The organism is Flavobacteriales bacterium (assembly GCA_020635795.1).
Classification (GTDB): Bacteria; Bacteroidota; Bacteroidia; order Flavobacteriales_E; family Vicingaceae; genus Vicingus.
In genome coordinates, this window is sequence record JACJZD010000003.1 from 184,399 (window position 1) to 202,390 (window position 17,992).

The window sequence follows — 17,992 nt, forward strand, 5'->3', positions numbered from 1 at the left end:
ACATTAAGGGATATTTTTAAAGATGCTAAAGTTAACGTTGCCATATTTTCTGGTTTGAACGTAATTGGGATGATTTTTTAAATCTGTTCGTTTATCATGTTCAACAATGAGCCAACCATTTTCTTTTAAAATCGTATTGTCGAAAACCAATTGGGCTATTTCGTTAATGTTTTTTAAATCGTAAGGAGGGTCGGCAAATATAAAATCGTATTGTTGAGCATTTTTCGCTAAAAATTTAAATACATCAGCTTTAAAAACTTGAATAGCAGACAAGTTCAACTCTTTTGATGTTCGTTTAATAAAGTTGTAGCAATTGAAGTTTTGATCGATTGAGGTTATGGTTTTTGCTCCTCTCGAAGCAAATTCGTAACTAATATTACCTGTTCCGCTAAACAAATCCAGCACATGCAATTCGTCTAGCTCAAAATTATTTTCGAGAATATTAAAAAGAGCTTCTTTTGCAAAATCGGTAGTGGGTCGAACGGGTAAATTCTTTGGAGCTACAATTGTTTTACCTTTATGTGAGCCTGAAATTATTCGCACAGGTACAAGTTGAAAAGTGCATAATGGTAATGTTTTTGAGTTTGCTCAAAAACATAGCTGTAGTTTAAGTCGTTTGGCAGCTCGCAAAACTCAATGGTTTTGATGTATTTGAAAAGCATATCGTAAATAGCAGAATTTTTATCCACTTCGCCAGTTAAACGAATGGTAGTTTCATCGTTTTTAATGTTTAATTGATTTAACACAAACAGCAAATAATAAATAAAATCTTCACTAGTTTGATAGTTAAATGTATTATACAATTCAAGTTGTTGGTTTTTTACAACCGTAATTTGAAATGAATTGGGCAACACATGTACTTCAACAATAACAGGTGTTTTCGATTTTTTTGCAAGTAGTAATGAAGATTCGATTAAAGCCGTTGAAAAGTGATGAAATACAACGTTAGATAAATTGTTAAATGCATTTACAATATAATCAGGAATACTATAAACATTGTAAGCCGAAAGATTGATTAAAAAATCACTTTTAAAAATGTCTTCGTCTTGCTGAGCAAAATTAAATTGGTGGTAAACTTTTAAATTGTTGGCTTGAAAGATGGGTTTTGGTATTAACGTAACTCTATTGTTTACGTATGAAACGACTATTTTTTTAAATTTTTTTTGAAGTAAAGTCGTTTGGTTTAATAAAGCTAGCAGTGGCGACAACAACGAGTAATCGTTATAAATGTCGTTAAACATATAGCTCTCTATGCCAATAAAAGTATTGGTTTCAGGGTTAAAAATGGTATAACTTAATCCATTTTTACTTACTTGTAAAAACAATTGGTAATCGGACGTTTTTAAATCGGAAAATGATTTATCAAAAAATGAAGTATGTTTCTGAAAACTTGCCATTTGGTGAAATAAAGTTAAAAAAAAAGGATATGAATTTCATATCCTTTTTTATCTATTTATTAGAATATCTTAATCCCAGTTACCATTTATCGAAGGTTCAGTCATAGAACCTAAAATTAATGCTTGGTTCATGTCGATACCTTCGTTGTCTGTTTTTAAACCTTTAAAAATTTCTTTGTAAGGAGCAGTAACTTCAAATACTTTCACTTTTACTTTACCTTTTTCAACCTCACCAGAGTTAATTGAAAAATTTGAGCCACCAGAAAATGGAATGATCGAAAGAGAATCAACTACTTGTTGGAAATTTTCTTTGAACATTTCATTTCTTACAGCAATTTTACTAGTATCTCTAACAATAATACCCATTGCAAGTGCTTTAGCTTCTTGTCCTAATAAACTATCTGGCACAACTCCAATAGCTTTAACTACAATTAACGAATCGTTTTCTAAAAAATCTCTTAATTGATCAAAAGATTTAGCGTACTCACCACGCACTTTTTTATAACTTATTTGAGCTTCTTTTATTTGCTCCAAACGTTCAATAACAACAGCTTTTCTGTGTTTAACTTCTTTTTCTAACTCAATTTTACTATTAATGCTATCATAAATTAAATAGCCCATAAATGCTGAGGCAACAATAAGAACAAGTTGAATAACTAATTTCATAAGTTTATTTTATTGGTGTTTTTTTAATTACTCACAAATCTACAATTTTTTTTATGCTCTTGGTAATCTAAACTTAAAATTAATATGGGAATAATATTATCAATTATTTAAAGGGGCATTATTTAGAATTAACGGTAACTTTAACCTTTCGTTTTACACATGCACAACTTATTTTTTAATTCACTTCTTGCCAATTTTAAGCACAAGCCAACCAAAAATCAGCAAAAGGTTATTGGCGAATTAGTTGATTTTGCATTTTCGACCATTAAAAAACACACGTTTGTGCTAAAGGGTTATGCTGGTACAGGTAAAACGTCTATCATTGGAGCTTTGGTAAAAACATTGCCGGAGTTTAATTTTACGCCAGTCTTGCTAGCTCCAACAGGAAGAGCAGCTAAGGTGCTATCTAATTATTCGAATCAACCAGCTTACACCATTCATAAAATGATTTACCAGTTGCGTTCTGGTGGTGATGGTTATACTCGGTTTTCAATAAAAGAAAATAAGTTTCAAAATGCTATTTTTTTGGTTGATGAAGCTTCTATGATAGGTGATGGGGCAGGGTTAACATCAGTAAGTTGGGGCGAAAGCAAAAGTTTGTTGGACGATTTACTGAGTTATGTCTATTCGGGTATCAATTGTAAGTTAATTTTAATTGGTGATGTGGCTCAGTTACCGCCTGTTGGTATGGATGTGAGTCCTGCATTGGATGAAGATTTCTTGTATCAATCGTACCAATTGAATTTAGAATTTTTCGAATTGAATGAAGTGGTTCGTCAAACTAAAAATTCGGGTATATTAAATTTAGCAACTTCTATACGAGGTAAAATTTCAAACAACAATTACCAACTACCTTTATTGGAGACTAACGAGAAGTATAAAGATGTTATTAAAATCACTGGAGTTGAATTAGAAGATGCTTTAAGCGATGCTTACTCGAAATATGGTGAGGAAAACTGTATGGTAATTTGCAGAAGTAATAAGCGAGCAAATATTTTTAATTTACAAATACGTGCAAGAATTAAATGGCTGGAAGATGAAATCGCTTCTGGCGATTATTTGATGGTAGTAAAAAACAATTATTTCTGGCTAGAAGATTCTTCAAAAGCTGGATTTATTGCTAACGGTGATATTGTTGAAATATTACGAATTAGGGGGGAGGAAGAGCTGTACGGTTTCCGTTTTGTAAATGTAATGGTAAGAATGATTGATTACCCCAATGAGCCAGATTTAGAGGTAAAAATATTATTGGAAAGTATTTTGTCTGAGTCATCTTCCCTTTCGCCGACACGATTTAAAGAACTGTACGAAGCTGTTTCTGAAGAATATAGTTATGAACCTAATCGTAAAAAACGTAATGAATTGATTCGTCAAAACCCTTATTACCAAGCGTTACAAGTAAAATTTGCTAATGCGGTTACTTGCCACAAATCGCAAGGTGGACAATGGGACGTGGTATTTGTTGAGCAAGGGTACTTAACCGAAGAAATGATTAATATGGAGTATTTGCGTTGGTTATATACTGCAATTACTAGAGCTAAAAAAGAGCTTTATTTGGTAAATTTTAACGAAGAGTTTTTTTGTTAATTACGAATGTTTGCTTTTTAGTATTGCATTAGATAACCTTATTTTATATTGAGATAAAGTTAAATGACCTGCTGAAAGTTTTATTTTTCCTAAAATAATTTTTTTATTTTTATTATATTCTATTGTTTTAGTTTGATATAATGTTGGTGTCGGAGAAATACCTGTTAATATCCCTAAAGCAATACTTAATTCTGTATTAACACAAGTTTGGTAGTAGAAATCATCATATTGTAAAGATGTATATTTGTTTGTGCATAAATAGTTGCCTAATTCAGGTGATAATATAGATAATTTATGTTTAGGTTTTATTTTTATAAATAATAAGTTCGATAAGTTCTTTAGAAATAATGTTTCTTGAAGATTAGAATTTATGTGGCTATTTGCATTTTTCACTTCTTTATTTTTAACGAAACATTTTTTTAAAAAAGTTTCTCTTGCTAAGCTGTCAAATTGGTGAATAAGATTTTTTTCTAAAAAAAATAATTTAATTGGTTTTTTCCCAGAACAATTTATTGTAGTTATGGAATTAAAAACATAAAGTGCTTTCAGTTCCCCATAGTCGATTGGATTTAGTAATTCATTTATAAATTTTGAATATGTTCCATTTTTTAAAACATAATTATTTAAATAGTTAGTTTTTTTTCCTTTACTCTTATTGTATTCATACAGTCCTTTAGTTAAGAGTATTTCTTTATTATTCTCTTCAGTCACTACGTTAAAAAAGAAATCAAAGAAATTTTTTGTCACATATAATCGTTGATTTTTTAAATAGCTAATGATACTATCGCTTGCGGGTGTTAAATATATTTTTTTATTAATAATATCTATGAAGTTTTTATCTACCATGCCTTTATAGTAGTTTGAAAACATGATGTTGTTTATTTTTAATTTATTAGTGTATAAAAGTCTTCTCCCTGATTCAGCTATATAATATGCATAATTTTCTTTTCCTTCAGCCAAATAACCTTCAAATGCAATTTCTAAACAATTAAAATAATTATGAGTTTCTAATGAGTATTTTAGTGAGTGAAGTCTAGATTCATCCTTAATTTTGTTAAATAAGATGCTGTCTACTAGGTAATTAGACCCTCCATTTAAATCGATAATCCATGTTTTTAAACTGTCCAATCTATTCTTTGATGGTGGATGAGTTTTTAAGTAATTTCTTGAATGATAACCTTTGTAGTTTTTTAAGTTCGTCTCAAGTTTTAAAAACAACTCTTCTACTGATATTCCTGCTTCATTATTATAACCAGAAGCAGTTAACATTATGGCTGCTTTATAATCAGCATCTATTTCTGCATTTTGACTTGCTTTTTCGAATTTTCTTTTTTTATCACTAAAAATGCCTGAATTCATATATGCAAGCCATTCATCAGTCGCATTATATTCTTGAATTTGATGACCTACTTCGTGAGCCAATATATGAGCAACTTCAGCTTCATTGTTAAGGTAGATAAAATTATGTATGTTAAACATAATTGATCCATCATACATTGCATAGGCATTTATTTCAGTTTCTTTAGATGGATATACATGTATATTGTATTTTTCGATAAGTTCTTTTGGAGTTATCTTTTTTACAATTTCATTTAAATAATTTTCAATTATTTCATAGTTATATGCTATTGTGCCACTTTCGAAAATATCTTTTTTTGAAAATTGATTTAAATATAAAAGACTATTATCAAGATTCGCTTTAGCTTCTTTTTTATGTTTTGTGTAAAAACTAACACTATCCATATCTAATACTATTCTAAATCTATCTGGTAATGTATTAGGAAGTGTATCAGGAAATAATTTTTGACCTTTAACTAAAGTAAATGCTGATAATGTGATTAACAACACTAATAATCCGATATGTTTATTTTTCATAAATTTTTTATAGACTTAATTTCCGTCAGTAGGTGTGCCAAATTCTTTTACCACCACTTTTTTCCTGTTTTCTACTACATAGAACGAAACATAAACTCCATCTTGAGTATTTTTCAATGTTAAAGGGATATTGTTTCTAGACAGTTTGTACTTGTTCCCTAAAATACTTTCATCCATAGTAATGATGTATTCTCCATTAGGCATGTAGAATTCAAATTTACCTTTAACATCCGTTAATGTATTGTAGGTTTTACCATTGGTAGCAGTTATTTTTATTTTAGATAAATCGAATGGTTTTGATGTATCTGCAACTGCAATTTTTTGTCTGTCTAAAACAACGTCTCCATAAACTTTAACACCTCTAACAAAAGGAATGTATTGTTTATTATCGGCAATTACCATCAACGAATCTTTTACATCAGGAAACCAACCTTGTAATTCATTAAGTGCCTTTACAAAATAAGGGTAGGTGTCTTTCGGAATGTTTTTAATTTCTGCTTGTCCTTTATTGTTGGTGATAACTTCTTTTGCACCCATTCTTATCACTACGTTTTCAATGGTGGGCTCGTCTTTTTCTTGAATTCCATTTCCGTTGATGTCATAGAAAGAAATAAAATCGATAGATGCCGCAGTTTTTTTAATAAACGGAATTGGAATACCAAATTCTTTTTTTACTGTTGCACCAACTGTAAAATTTTGTAAAAATTTACGTTCGTTTTCATCAAAGTTTGCAATAACAAGCGTATCGGTAGAATAAATAGAGCCGTAATTACTTGTGTTAAAGGTGTAGTTGCCTCTTAAACTAAATCTCCAACCATTGTTAGTAAAATAGAATATTTCTGGAAAAAAACCTATGCTATGGTTACTAAAAACATTACCGTAGTTATAAATTACGTTCGACTCTAAAACCAAATGTTTGTTTTTAAATTGGTGTTGGTTTTGTAACGATAATCTTACCATTTGAGGAGTTATACCTCTATAGGCTTGAGTATTAAATGCAGTTGTAGAAAGTGCTCCGTAATTGTATCGAGTAGTGAAATTCCAAACTCTATAACGCATTAAAGAAGAGAATTCAAAAGTGTAATAGTTTTTTCTGTCTTCAAAATCTATTGGAACAGTATAACCCGTTTTAACAAATGCAGAAACTAAGAAGTTTTGTAAAAAATTAAAGGTAGAATATCTAAATGATACTCCTCGAGCATGAATTCGGCTCGAAAGATAATCTCTATAATCGTAATAAACTCCTGGTTGATAAGAACCTCTTTCAGTTCTGGTAGTAAAGATTAAGTTATTAAACAACATTTCTTGTCTATAACCAGGTAAAGTAGTTATGGTATTGTAAGTTTGTATGTTTTGGTAATTAGTTGATAAGTATGAATCCCATTTTTCGTTGATGTGATAACCGGTTCTTTGGTTGATGCTCAGACGTTTAAATGCACCAGTACTAAAGTTTCTATCATTATATCTAGACCCTATGTTAAATTTTAGCTTTTTCTGAAAAAATTGGCTCGAATAATTACCACCAACTAAATAACCATAAAAAGGATCAGAGGGGGTGTTAATATTGTAATCCTGTCTAACAGTCATCGCTCCCAGTAAACTAAAGAAGTGTTTTCGTTGAATGTTAAAGTTTGGTAATAATGAAAACGAATTGATTGATCTATTACTTGCATACGCGGTTTGTCGACCAAACTTACCAGTAATGTTAAAGTACTCATTATGTGTATAGGTATGAAATAAGCCATAAGATTCTGTTCTAACTGGTCCAAAAAAACCTGGAGATTTTACATAAAAACCACCAGTTTTATGTTTCTCTAAATAGGAATAAGAGCCCTTAATACCTTTTCCAAAACCATTAATACCAATAACATTTCCACTAATTTGACCTACTTCAATAGATTTTCTATCATCAAAATAGCCCACGTACCAAGGTGAGTTGGTTAAGAAGTTATTGGTATAATAATTTCGATTGTAATTTAATTGCGCAAAATAAGATAAGCTGGCTTTCTTATTTAATTGTTTAAAACCCCTTAGGTTTACCGACATAAACGAATTTACATCCAACAAATTTTGAGCAGTTGCTTCAACAATTAAAGGTAAGTGTGGATATCCATATTCTTCCACTTTTGTTTGATTGGGGAGTTTAACAAAATCAACCTTGTTCCCTTTTTTAAAAGCACCTTTATCTAAGCTTTTTGGTTCAGCACTGTTGATGTATAAACTGTATTTTTTGTAATAATAATTGGTGTTTGGCACATAAGAGTTAATCGATATTTTTCTATAGTTACGTTCTCTATTGGTTAAAATTGAGGCTTTATATTTTAACGTGGTATCGGCTCTACTCTCTAAGCTAATAGTATAGTTTGGATTTTTGATAATAACATCATTAGAGTCAGCAAGCATTAAATCGCCACGAAGTGTTTTGTAACTTACAAAAATATCTTGCTTGTAATTTCCTGTGTTTTCGATACGATATTCAAAATCTTTTTGTGTTTCGTCGTTTTTAAAATAAAATATATTGGAGGGTTCTACGCTTACATCCCAAGAAATTTTCTTTTTGGTATGGAGCGTAAAATAATTATTTGCAATTTGTTGATTATCGAGGTCGATTAAAAATGCATTGATGATAACCTCGGTGTTTCCATTTATTAATTTATTTGGAACTAAGATGATTGGGATAAATAAGGTGTCGCGAGATTTTACCTCGTAGGGAACATTGGAGGCTGCAAGGTTCTGCCAGCTACCAGGGTGAATCAAATCTAAGGTGAATTTTTGTGTTTCGTTGGTGTTGTTGTAAACTTTTAAAACATTAGAGATAATTTCTCCAGTTTTTAGTTCAATACTTTTTTTGTTGTAGCCCGTTAAAAGCTTGTCAGTTTCACTTCCATCTAATCCAGTTTTAGTTGAATCTATTGGAGTTGAAGTGTTGATGGGTGTTGTTAAATTAGTATCTGTAGTTAATAAATCTTCAATCGGGCTACCTAAAATAGAATCGGTTTGAGCAAAAGCATTTGATGCAAAAAGTAAATTCACAATAAAAATTATTGCGAAACAGTATATAGGGATATTTACTTTTATTCTCAAACTATCCTATGGGTTTTCTTCCAAATGAAATTTGATGTTTAACTGGTAAATACCTGGGTTATATGTGAAATTTGGTTTTACACGTACATCAATATCAAAATTGAATTCATCATAATTAGTTAAATAACTTCCAGGTCCGTTAACATTCAAAGCACACGAGCCTGCAGGAGTTATTGGTAATAATGCAGCAATAATATCGATAATGTCGCCATCGTTTGTAAATGTTTGGAATACACCATCGATGGGAGAAGTTGAACATGAATTTCTAACACGAATTTCTAAAGCAGTAATTGGTGGATTAGTTCCTAATCCGCTTCCATATTGGTTTAGTTCTTCCCATTCTCCAGCTGGAGTTCCTGCACCAGGATTATTACTGATAATCATGGTTAAACTCCAAGAACATAAAGGATCTGGAATCGCTTTGTCTTCAACTTTTACTCTAACTCTAGCAACACTATTAATAACAATACCTCCGTTGTAGCTAGTAAAGTTGTCAAACGTCATTAAAGAGTTCACGGTAGTGTTTGGTGTTATTTCAACCAAGCCACAATGAATCTGTGCTTCAAGTGCGAATGAAACAAAAAATAGTAATACGGATATAATCCCTGCTTTTATAGAAGTCATGGTTATAAAATTATTTAAGGATGTAGAGAGAACTCTACATCCTTAAAATAATTAAATGTTATATTTTATTGATCTTCTAATAAAATGTACTGAACATACATGGTATAAACACCTGGCTCAGCATAAGCTCCAAGACCGTTAACAGTAACTAAATCTTCAAATGTAGCACCATCAGCATCAGCAGCATTAGGGAAAATAGCTGGTAAACCTGGTAAAATTCTGTAATCAATTACATAAAAGTAATCAGAATTAATACCTGTTTGGGTTAAATAACTACCACCTGGTAAAAAGTCATCACCAGGAATACCAGAAGTACCAGCATGTCCACCAATGTATTTATCAACAGTTGTAGGAGGTGTATTAGTACCACCATTTACATATAAACTGTTACCAGCACTTGGTACAGTAGCAGGTGAAAATGCTTGGCTATAATCTGTAAATGTACCAGTTGCAGCACCATCACCATTGTTTGGTTGAGCTTGTCTTAGTTCTAATAAACTCAATGGTAAATCAGGAATTGCATTAGGGTTGTTGTTACCGTACTCAATTTGTTGATCCCAGAATTCTGGACCATTAGTACCTGTAGAACGACCCACAGCATATAAATCCCAGCTAACTGTTGAGCTAACTCTTAATACTGTAGCACCATACTTAGTAATACCAGCATAGTACTCGTTAATTTCGTCAAATACAAATTCGATTTGATCTGGAGTCGTCATGTCCAATTGTAAAACTGGTTGAAGATCCATTGTTACAGTTACATCTTTTTCGTCGATTAACTGTGCATTTGCAGTAGCCCCAAATAATAATAAAGCCCCACATAGATACGATAGTTTTTTCATAATTGTTTTGATTTAAGGGTTAATAATTGATTTTTAGATTTTTAATTTATTGTTAGTTATTTTATTTCAAAATTTAATTTAGCTGCCTGAATTTCTTCAGAGTTTTCGTAGTCTAAAACTCCTATTGCCAAGTAATTTCCTTTTTCTAAGTTTTTAGGTAGAGTAAATACAAAGTCACGAATTAGTTCAGGAAGTATCGTGAAAGTTTTAACTGTTAAGCGTTTTTGTGTTCCAGTATTAAGGTTTGTTAAATCAATATATGAAGTACAATATGCAATTCCATTTCCTTTATTGGCGGCTTCAATGGCGATAATTTTTGTAGTGTCTTTTTCGCTATAACTAAAGTTAGTAATTTCAACGTTATCAGTAATAACATTTGGTGGATTTTGATATACAAAAACTCCAAAAGCAAATGTTGGTATTACTCCAAGAGCAACTGTATTGTCAGATTTTGATGGTGGCTCAAGTTTTTTTCTAGGTTCTTCTTGTTCAACCATTATTATACTCCATGCCGACTTATTTCCATCTTCATTATCGGGGACACTAACGGTAAATTTAACCTCTTTGTGCTCTCCAGGTTGTAGTTCAATAAATGTTGGTGAAATGTTCAGCCATCTCGATAATGAGTATTTCCCTTTACCAGGAGACATAAAGCTACTTTTCCCTTTACCATTCATATCAAAATCGTAAATGTTTACTTTGAATCGTTTTGCAGTTTCAGTATCATTTTTAACATTTATCTTATAGGTTTTAACTTCACCTGGTTTTTGAGTTAAATGAAAATGTGCTGGTGAAACCGATATTCCTTTGGTTTGAAAATCCTTAGGAGAATCATCTGTTGAGGTTGAATTTTCTGTTGCAGGTTTAGTTTCAGGTGCTGTACTAGCAGTAGAATCTGTTTGAGCTACAACAGTAAAATATCCAAAAATGAAAAATGTTAAAAAAGTAATAATCCTACCCATTTCTTACAATAAGTTTAAGTTTGCTTTGCTAAGATAGTTGTTTTTGTTGATTATACCTATTACGTAGAGATAAAAAAATAGTTACTTTTTTATTTTTTTAAATAAAAAGTTAAAAAATTAAAGACAGCGTTTTACTTTTTTTTCATGGGCTTGTTTAGCCTCTAAAGTGGATTGATTTCCTTCGAATAGAATTTTACACTCACCTGTTTTCATTTTATCCATCTCAGCCATTGTTTTATCAAATTCTTCATCGTCTTCTGTTTCAAGCATGGTTTTTTCAAGCTTTTTTAATTTTTTTACGCAATCGCAAAACGACATGCCACCTTCTTCAACTTTCGGTCCAGCATTGTTTGCTTTCATGGCTTCTTGTAAAGTCATTTCTTTACTCTCATCCACCTCTTCTTGATAAACACCTGTAGAACTTGTATCAGCAGCAGTAAACTCAGCATTTGGATCATCCATCTGAACTGCGTTGCTGTCAATATTTAATTCATTATCTAAGTTGTTGTCTGAACTACACGAAAAAGTTACAATCGCTATAACTAAAAGGAGGCTAAGTTTTTTTGTCATCATTTTATTTTTTTACTAAAGGTAGGAAAAAAATATTAGTTGCCAAACGTTTGTAAATCGGAAAGTCGTTTATATATACCTTCTTTAGCAATTAAATAATTATGATGACCTCGCTCTACAATTTTACCTTTTTGTAAAACAATAATTTCATCGGCATTTTGTATGGTTGATAAACGGTGAGCTATTATTATAGAAGTTCTATTGTTCATTAATTTGTACAATGCATCCTGTACCAATTTTTCTGATTCAGTATCTAAAGCAGAGGTAGCTTCATCTAAAATTAAAATTGGAGGGTTTTTTAAAACTGCTCTTGCAATACTAATTCGTTGCTTTTGACCGCCAGACAATTTATTTCCTCTATCGCCAATATTGGTATGATAACCTTTATCAAATTCAATAATAAAGTTGTGAGCATTGGCAATTTTTGCAGCAGCAATTACATCTTCTTCTGTAGCATTATCTACACCAAAAGCAATGTTGTTAAAAATAGTATCGTTAAATAATATCGATTCTTGCGTTACTACACCTATTAGTTTTCGTAAACTTTCTATTGAAGCATCTTTAATGTTTACTCCATCAACATTAACTGAACCTGAATTTACATCATAAAATCGAGGAAGTAAGTCGGCAAAAGTTGATTTTCCACCACCTGATTCGCCAACCAAAGCAACTGTTTTACCTTTTTCAATGGTAATGTTAATGTCGCTTAATACTTCTTCTTTGCCATAACTAAAGCACACATTTTTATAAGTAACTGATTCTTTAAAACCATCTAATTTTATAGGGTTGTCAGTTTCTTTAATGTTGTTTTCTGCTTGCAACAATTCTTCAATTCGTTCTGCCGAAGCTGCACCTTTTTGAATGATAGAATAAGCACTAGATATGGCTTTAATTGGGCTTAATAATCGTGCAAAAATAATGATGTAACCTATAAATTCACCACCATTAAAAGTTCCTTCACCATTTAAAACTAAACTTCCACCGTAATAAGCTAGTGTTACCATTACGGCAGAACCTAAAAACTCACTTAATGGAGAAGCTGAATCGCGTTTACGAATCATTTTTAAATGTAAATCGGTGTAATCTTGATTAAGTTTTTGAAAAGTTTTAGTTACTTTTTTTTCTGAATGAAAAGCTTTTATTATCCTTAATCCACCAATTGATTCTTCAACATTTGATAACAATTCGCCCATTTGAGCTTGTAATTTTCCAGATGTTCTTTTTAGACTTTTTCCAACTCTACCAATAATAAATCCACTTATTGGAAGCAGAATTAACGAAAAAAGTGTCAGGTTTGGGTTCATTGCAATCATTACTGCCAATGAAAGTATAATAGAAATAGGTTCTTTAAACAACAATTCTAATGAGTTTAAAATTGACCATTCTACTTCTTGAACATCGGTGGTAACTTTAGCAATAATGTCTCCTTTTTTTTCTTCAGAATAAAACAAAAGAGGCAAAGCAAGTATTTTAGCTTGAAGTTCGTTTCTTAAATCTCTAACAACACCTGTTCGAAGCACAGCAATAAAGAACATGGCTAAATAACGACATACATTTTTAATTAAAAACATAATGCCAACCAATACACAAACAAAAAGTAAAACTTTCGCTTTGTTTTCGTCTTCAATGTACTGACTTAGTGTGTAATTAAAATAATTTTCGAAATACTCTTTGGTTAAAGCAAACTCAGGTTTTGTAGTAACTACATCTGTAGTTTGATTAAATAAAATGTTTAAAAATGGAACAAATAAGAGCATTGATAGCAACTCGAAAATTACTGCCAAAATATTAAAGATGATGTTTAGAAAAGCAAACCTTTTATAGTTAAGCGCATACTTTAATATTTTTTTAAAACTTTTCATTTGCTTTTTGCTGAAGGTTAAATTAAATCTACTCCTGTAAAAGTAAACGGAGAAATTTTTCGCAACTCATTTTTTATTTCTTCACTAACATTAAGTGTATCAATAAAATTAGCAATTGAGGTAGCTGTTATTTTTTCGTTCGTTCTCGTTAATTCTTTTAATGCTTCGTAAGGTTTTGGGTAGCCTTCGCGACGTAAAACGGTTTGAATGGCTTCGGCAGCTACAGCCCAATTTTCTTCTAAATCGGCGTGTATTTTTGCTTCGTTTAGCAACAATTTATTTAAACCTTTTAAAAGCGATGCCATTGCCAATACAGTGTGACCAATTGGAACGCCAACGTTACGCAAAACGGTAGAATCGGTTAAATCGCGTTGCAAACGAGAAATGGGCAATTTAGCTGATAAATGCTCAAAAATGGCGTTGGCAATACCCAAGTTTCCTTCCGAGTTTTCAAAGTCGATAGGGTTTACTTTGTGTGGCATGGCTGACGAACCTATTTCACCCTCTTTAATTTTTTGTTTGAAATAATCCATCGAAACATAAGTCCAAACGTCACGGTCTAAATCAATTAAAATGGTGTTGATGCGTTTTAAACCATCAAAAAGAGCGGCTAAATTATCGTAGTGTTCAATTTGAGTGGTGGTTTGAGAACGGTCTAACCCTAAGCTATTGTTTACAAAATTGTTCGAGAAATCTATCCAATTGTAGTTTGGATAAGCCACATGGTGCGCATTTAAGTTACCTGTTGCTCCACCAAACTTTGCTGAAAAAGGTACTGCTTTTACTTGCAACAGTTGTTTTTCGATACGCTCCACAAACACATAAAATTCTTTACCCAATTTAGTAGGAGAAGCTGGTTGTCCGTGCGTTTTTGCCAACATAGGTATATTTGCCCAAGCATCAGACATTTCTTTTAATTTTACTAAACAATCGTTAAGTAAAGGATAATAAACAGCGTCTAATGCTTCTTTAATCGATAATGGAACAGAGGTGTTGTTAATGTCTTGTGAAGTTAAACCGAAATGTACAAACTCTTTGTAAGCAGGGTTAATGTTTAATAAATCGAACTTCTTTTTGATAAAATACTCAACGGCTTTAACATCGTGGTTGGTTACTTTTTCTTCGTCTTTAACCGACTGAATATCAGCATCCGATAAGTTGTTGTAAATGTTTCGTAAATCGGCATATTTTGCTTTATCAAAACCTTGGAGTTGAGGTAAAGGCAATTCGCAAAGGGCAATAAAATATTCTATTTCAACTCTAATACGGTAGTTGATTAAAGCCGCTTCCGAAAAATAAGGAGCCAAAGCCTCTGTTGTTTTTCTGTATCTACCATCAATGGGTGAAATTGCTGTTAAAGCAGTAAGGTTCATTTTTCGAGAATTTTATTGAAGTGCAAAAGTATAATTTTAAAACGAAATATAAGAATAGTATAAATAAGAGTGGCTTGACTCTTTCGTTTATCGGGTTGGTGCTAGGCAAAGTGGCGGATTTCGGAGCACTAAACTGTCAATACACCACAAAAGTTGATGCGATGACCCGTCCTAAAATAAGTTTACCAGTTTTTGTTTATAATCCTAAAATAATTTTACAAATATAAATTAATCCTGAAGAACTTTTACGGGATTAGTTCTAAAGTAGTTTTTCCATTTTCTGTAAGTTTTAGTTTTGTTATGATGAGTATAATCTGGAGTATGTAAATTAATACTTAAATGCGGTCTTTCTTGATTGTACAGATTAACAGAGCGTTTAAGTAAGAAGTTAGCTTGGTTAAAAGATTTTGGTTTATATTTTTTTAAATATTCGTTTTTAATAATACCGTTAAGTCTTTCAGCAATAGCATTTTCTTTAGGATCTCCATTTTCAGTCATGCTAATATTAATATTGTTTTTGTGTAAAAGCTTTACATAATCCATTGCACAATATTGCACACCTCTATCAGAGTGATGAATAAGACCAGTATGATTTTCATTAAGGATGCTTAGAGCCATTAATAAAGCATTTCTAGTAGATTTCATGTCTAAATGTTCAGATAAACTATATCCAACAATTTTACGAGAATAAGCATCGGTAATGAAGCTGATGTATAAAAACTCACCATTTATTTTCCAATAAGTAATATCACTTACCCATAATTGATTTGGTGCTGTTACCCGGTAGTTTTTAATTAAATTAGGCCATTTACGCATCCAATGTCCAGAATAGGTTGTGGTGACTTTACGTATTCTAGTGCGTATTAATAATTTTTCGTTTGCTAAAAGGTTAAATAAAGCATCTCTACCAATACTAATATGATGTTCATTAAAAAAAGGCTGCATCATGTGATATAGCTTTCGAGTTCCTATTCGAGGATGATACTCTCTAATGCTTAAAACATGTTGTATAACGAGTTCTTTTTTAGACTCAATGGTTAATTTATTTCTAAGATATTGAAAGTTAGCTTGCCTGCTTACACCAAACAATCGACAAATATTATCCAACGAATAGTTGTTGTACTTATCTTTTGTTTCACGGATTATTTGGTGTCTGACTTTTTTCTAATGTTGAGCTTGAGGTCTTTTTCAGCAATTTCAATAACTCTAGAGTACATTTCAGAGCGTATTTTTTCGTCGCTGAGTTGTTTTTCAAGCTCTTTAATGCGTTTGTTGAGTGCATAGTTTTCTAGCTCTACTTCACTCAAATCTGGCTTTTTCTTTTTCAAACGATTAGTATTTGGAAGACCAAGATAATCTTTTTTACCGTATGGGTCTGTTATTCCAAATTTACGCATCCATTCCTGAATGGCACTATTGGCTCTAATTTCATACTTATCTAAAATTTCACGTTTGGTTAAATCACTTTCTAAATATTCAGTGATTACTTTTTTCTTAAACTCATCACTATAAAAAGTTGCTGGGTTTGGTCGCTTTTTTGTTTCTGTTTTTTTCATGTTTACACGTTATTTTGTGTAAACTTATTTCAGGACGAGACACGAGGCAGAATGTTCAATTAACCACGTCACCCGCCATTGAGTCAAACGCCTGTTAGCAGTAGTTTTATTCTAGAAGTAATATGGTTTGGTCGCATTTGGTGTAAATATTTTAATAAGTCCGTCAGAAGAAATTTTAATAGAAATTCCATTTGCACTCAGAACAGATGCTGCCGATTCGCCTGTTCCTGTTATTCCCGAAACTTTCGCTTTTTCAATGTTTACTATTACTCCAATAAAAAGCAAGTTGCCTTCTTTATCAATTATTGAACTACCGTCACTTGTAATACACCTAAAAATATGATTAATGGCTTGTTTGTCTGTAATATTTAGACCTACTTTTAAAAAACTGTTTTTAGTCTTTGTATTTATTAATTCATCAATTTTGTTTATGTCATCAGGAAACCAAAGGATTGTACTATGCTGTTTTTTAGAACAACTTAAAATGTAAAACAATATTGAATTTATTACTTTTTCATCAGCGGTAATATTTGCTGTTAGAATGTCCTTAAGAACGGAATAATTCCTATACCGCCATTGGTTCTCGAAGAAAATAAATTCACTTCCGTCTGATGAGCATATTGACAGTAATTTTTCATTTTCGACCTTGATTAAAAAGTCTCCCCCTTTGAGGGTTAATGCAAGCGAATGTGTATCTAAAAAGTTTCCTTTTGAATATTCTTCATCTAGAATGAAAATATTATTGAAACATAAATTTTTATTACCAAGAAAAAAAGAAGTTTTTCCGTCAACCAAATACCAAACACGTTTATTTATTTTATCGGTGTCGCTTATAAAAAATGGGGTTGTCAATTCTTTTACTATACCAAATCGTTCTCCTTTAACTATGTCTTGAGATTTGGTGAAAATTGCACCTGTTGAGAAATATTCTCCTTCAAAAGATGTTGTCCTTAATTTAAAGAAATATTCAATTAGATGTCTTACTTGACGGCTATCATAAGCACCTTTACTTATGTATTCTGTTATTGTCTCTTTTATAATTTCATCTCCAAAAAGCAAAGAACTGTTTTGAAAAAAACGAGGCAGTTCCTTTGAGAAATAATGAGATAATATATTTTCAAAAATGTTCAGTATTCTTGTTTGCTTCCTTACGTCAATGTCAGAGATATGAAAACCAATTGCTGAGATAAGTTGATGTTCTTTAAACATTCTACCCAAGATTAAAACATTGTTGTCATCAATTGGATAGAATCCTCTTTTTATATTTTTATGAATATCGATTCCATAATCGTCTAAAAAAACTTTTTCTGGCAGAGTTATCACTTTGACCGAGCAAGAGAAAAAATTACTAATTGTCTCCGTTAAAATATTTAAGGCAAATTTTTTGAAAATTCGAAAAGCACTAAGTTTATGAATTTCTGTATACGTTACTTTCGTACTCATTAGTTTTTGTATTTCTGATATTGACAGTTTTTTATTTGCGATTTCGGTTTAAATTACTGCTAACGATATTGTTGGAAAGCGTTTTAATGTTTCTTACAATGATGTTAAACGAAGTTCGCGTTTTTTTAACACAAAGTCAATAGTTTTAAGT

The 17,992-nt window shown here is 31.4% G+C and carries 15 protein-coding genes; 1 reads left to right on the forward strand and 14 read right to left on the reverse strand.

The window, feature by feature from the left end:
- Nucleotides 1-3 precede the first annotated feature (3 nt).
- From rsmD to H6589_09955, 3 genes are all read right to left on the reverse strand, one after another.
- Complete coding sequence (rsmD, locus tag H6589_09945; GenBank protein MCB9174919.1) at nt 4-543, reverse strand: 16S rRNA (guanine(966)-N(2))-methyltransferase RsmD; 540 nt, start codon at nt 541-543, stop codon at nt 4-6.
- Complete coding sequence (locus H6589_09950; GenBank protein ID MCB9174920.1) at nt 534-1,397, reverse strand: DUF3822 family protein; 864 nt, start codon at nt 1,395-1,397, stop codon at nt 534-536. The genes rsmD and H6589_09950 overlap by 10 nt, the downstream gene beginning before the upstream one ends.
- A 69-nt stretch (nt 1,398-1,466) precedes the next feature.
- The gene (locus tag H6589_09955; GenBank protein MCB9174921.1) at nt 1,467-2,063 is read right to left on the reverse strand and encodes a hypothetical protein; all 597 of its coding nucleotides are present in this window, start codon (nt 2,061-2,063) and stop codon (nt 1,467-1,469) included.
- Between the two features lie 159 nt (nt 2,064-2,222).
- Between H6589_09955 and H6589_09960 the strand changes: the two genes are divergently transcribed.
- Nucleotides 2,223-3,650 carry an AAA family ATPase gene (locus H6589_09960; GenBank protein MCB9174922.1) on the forward strand — a complete coding sequence of 476 codons (1,428 nt, stop codon included), beginning with the start codon at nt 2,223-2,225 and terminating at the stop codon, nt 3,648-3,650.
- Here H6589_09960 and H6589_09965 read toward each other — a convergent pair whose 3' ends face one another.
- From H6589_09965 to H6589_10015, 11 genes are all read right to left on the reverse strand, one after another.
- Nucleotides 3,651-5,525 carry a M48 family metalloprotease gene (locus tag H6589_09965; GenBank protein MCB9174923.1) on the reverse strand — a complete coding sequence of 625 codons (1,875 nt, stop codon included), beginning with the start codon at nt 5,523-5,525 and terminating at the stop codon, nt 3,651-3,653.
- Nucleotides 5,526-5,540: 15 nt separating this feature from the next.
- Nucleotides 5,541-8,558, reverse strand: coding sequence for a hypothetical protein (locus tag H6589_09970; GenBank protein MCB9174924.1), 3,018 nt, complete (start codon nt 8,556-8,558; stop codon nt 5,541-5,543).
- Between the two features lie 57 nt (nt 8,559-8,615).
- Nucleotides 8,616-9,233, reverse strand: a complete 618-nt coding sequence (locus H6589_09975) for a hypothetical protein (protein MCB9174925.1) — start codon at nt 9,231-9,233, stop codon at nt 8,616-8,618.
- A gap of 65 nt (nt 9,234-9,298) precedes the next feature.
- Nucleotides 9,299-10,075 carry a hypothetical protein gene (locus tag H6589_09980; GenBank protein ID MCB9174926.1) on the reverse strand — a complete coding sequence of 259 codons (777 nt, stop codon included), beginning with the start codon at nt 10,073-10,075 and terminating at the stop codon, nt 9,299-9,301.
- 56 nt (nt 10,076-10,131) lie between these two features.
- Nucleotides 10,132-11,037, reverse strand: a complete 906-nt coding sequence (locus H6589_09985) for a DUF916 domain-containing protein (protein MCB9174927.1) — start codon at nt 11,035-11,037, stop codon at nt 10,132-10,134.
- 117 nt (nt 11,038-11,154) lie between these two features.
- Entirely contained in the window at nt 11,155-11,607 is a 453-nt protein-coding gene (locus tag H6589_09990) for a hypothetical protein (protein ID MCB9174928.1), read from the reverse strand.
- Nucleotides 11,608-11,642: 35 nt separating this feature from the next.
- On the reverse strand, nt 11,643-13,469 hold the full coding sequence (locus H6589_09995) for an ABC transporter ATP-binding protein (GenBank protein ID MCB9174929.1): 1,827 nt from the start codon (nt 13,467-13,469) through the stop codon (nt 11,643-11,645).
- 17 nt (nt 13,470-13,486) lie between these two features.
- Nucleotides 13,487-14,842 carry an adenylosuccinate lyase gene (purB, locus tag H6589_10000; protein ID MCB9174930.1) on the reverse strand — a complete coding sequence of 452 codons (1,356 nt, stop codon included), beginning with the start codon at nt 14,840-14,842 and terminating at the stop codon, nt 13,487-13,489.
- 228 nt (nt 14,843-15,070) lie between these two features.
- On the reverse strand, nt 15,071-15,988 hold the full coding sequence (locus H6589_10005; GenBank protein ID MCB9174931.1) for an IS3 family transposase: 918 nt from the start codon (nt 15,986-15,988) through the stop codon (nt 15,071-15,073).
- Nucleotides 15,985-16,398: a hypothetical protein gene (locus tag H6589_10010; protein ID MCB9174932.1), complete on the reverse strand. Its 414-nt coding sequence runs from the start codon at nt 16,396-16,398 to the stop codon at nt 15,985-15,987. Before H6589_10010 ends, H6589_10005 begins: the two co-directional genes overlap by 4 nt.
- Before the next feature lie 111 nt (nt 16,399-16,509).
- Nucleotides 16,510-17,841, reverse strand: coding sequence for a hypothetical protein (locus tag H6589_10015; GenBank protein ID MCB9174933.1), 1,332 nt, complete (start codon nt 17,839-17,841; stop codon nt 16,510-16,512).
- Nucleotides 17,842-17,992 lie beyond the last annotated feature (151 nt).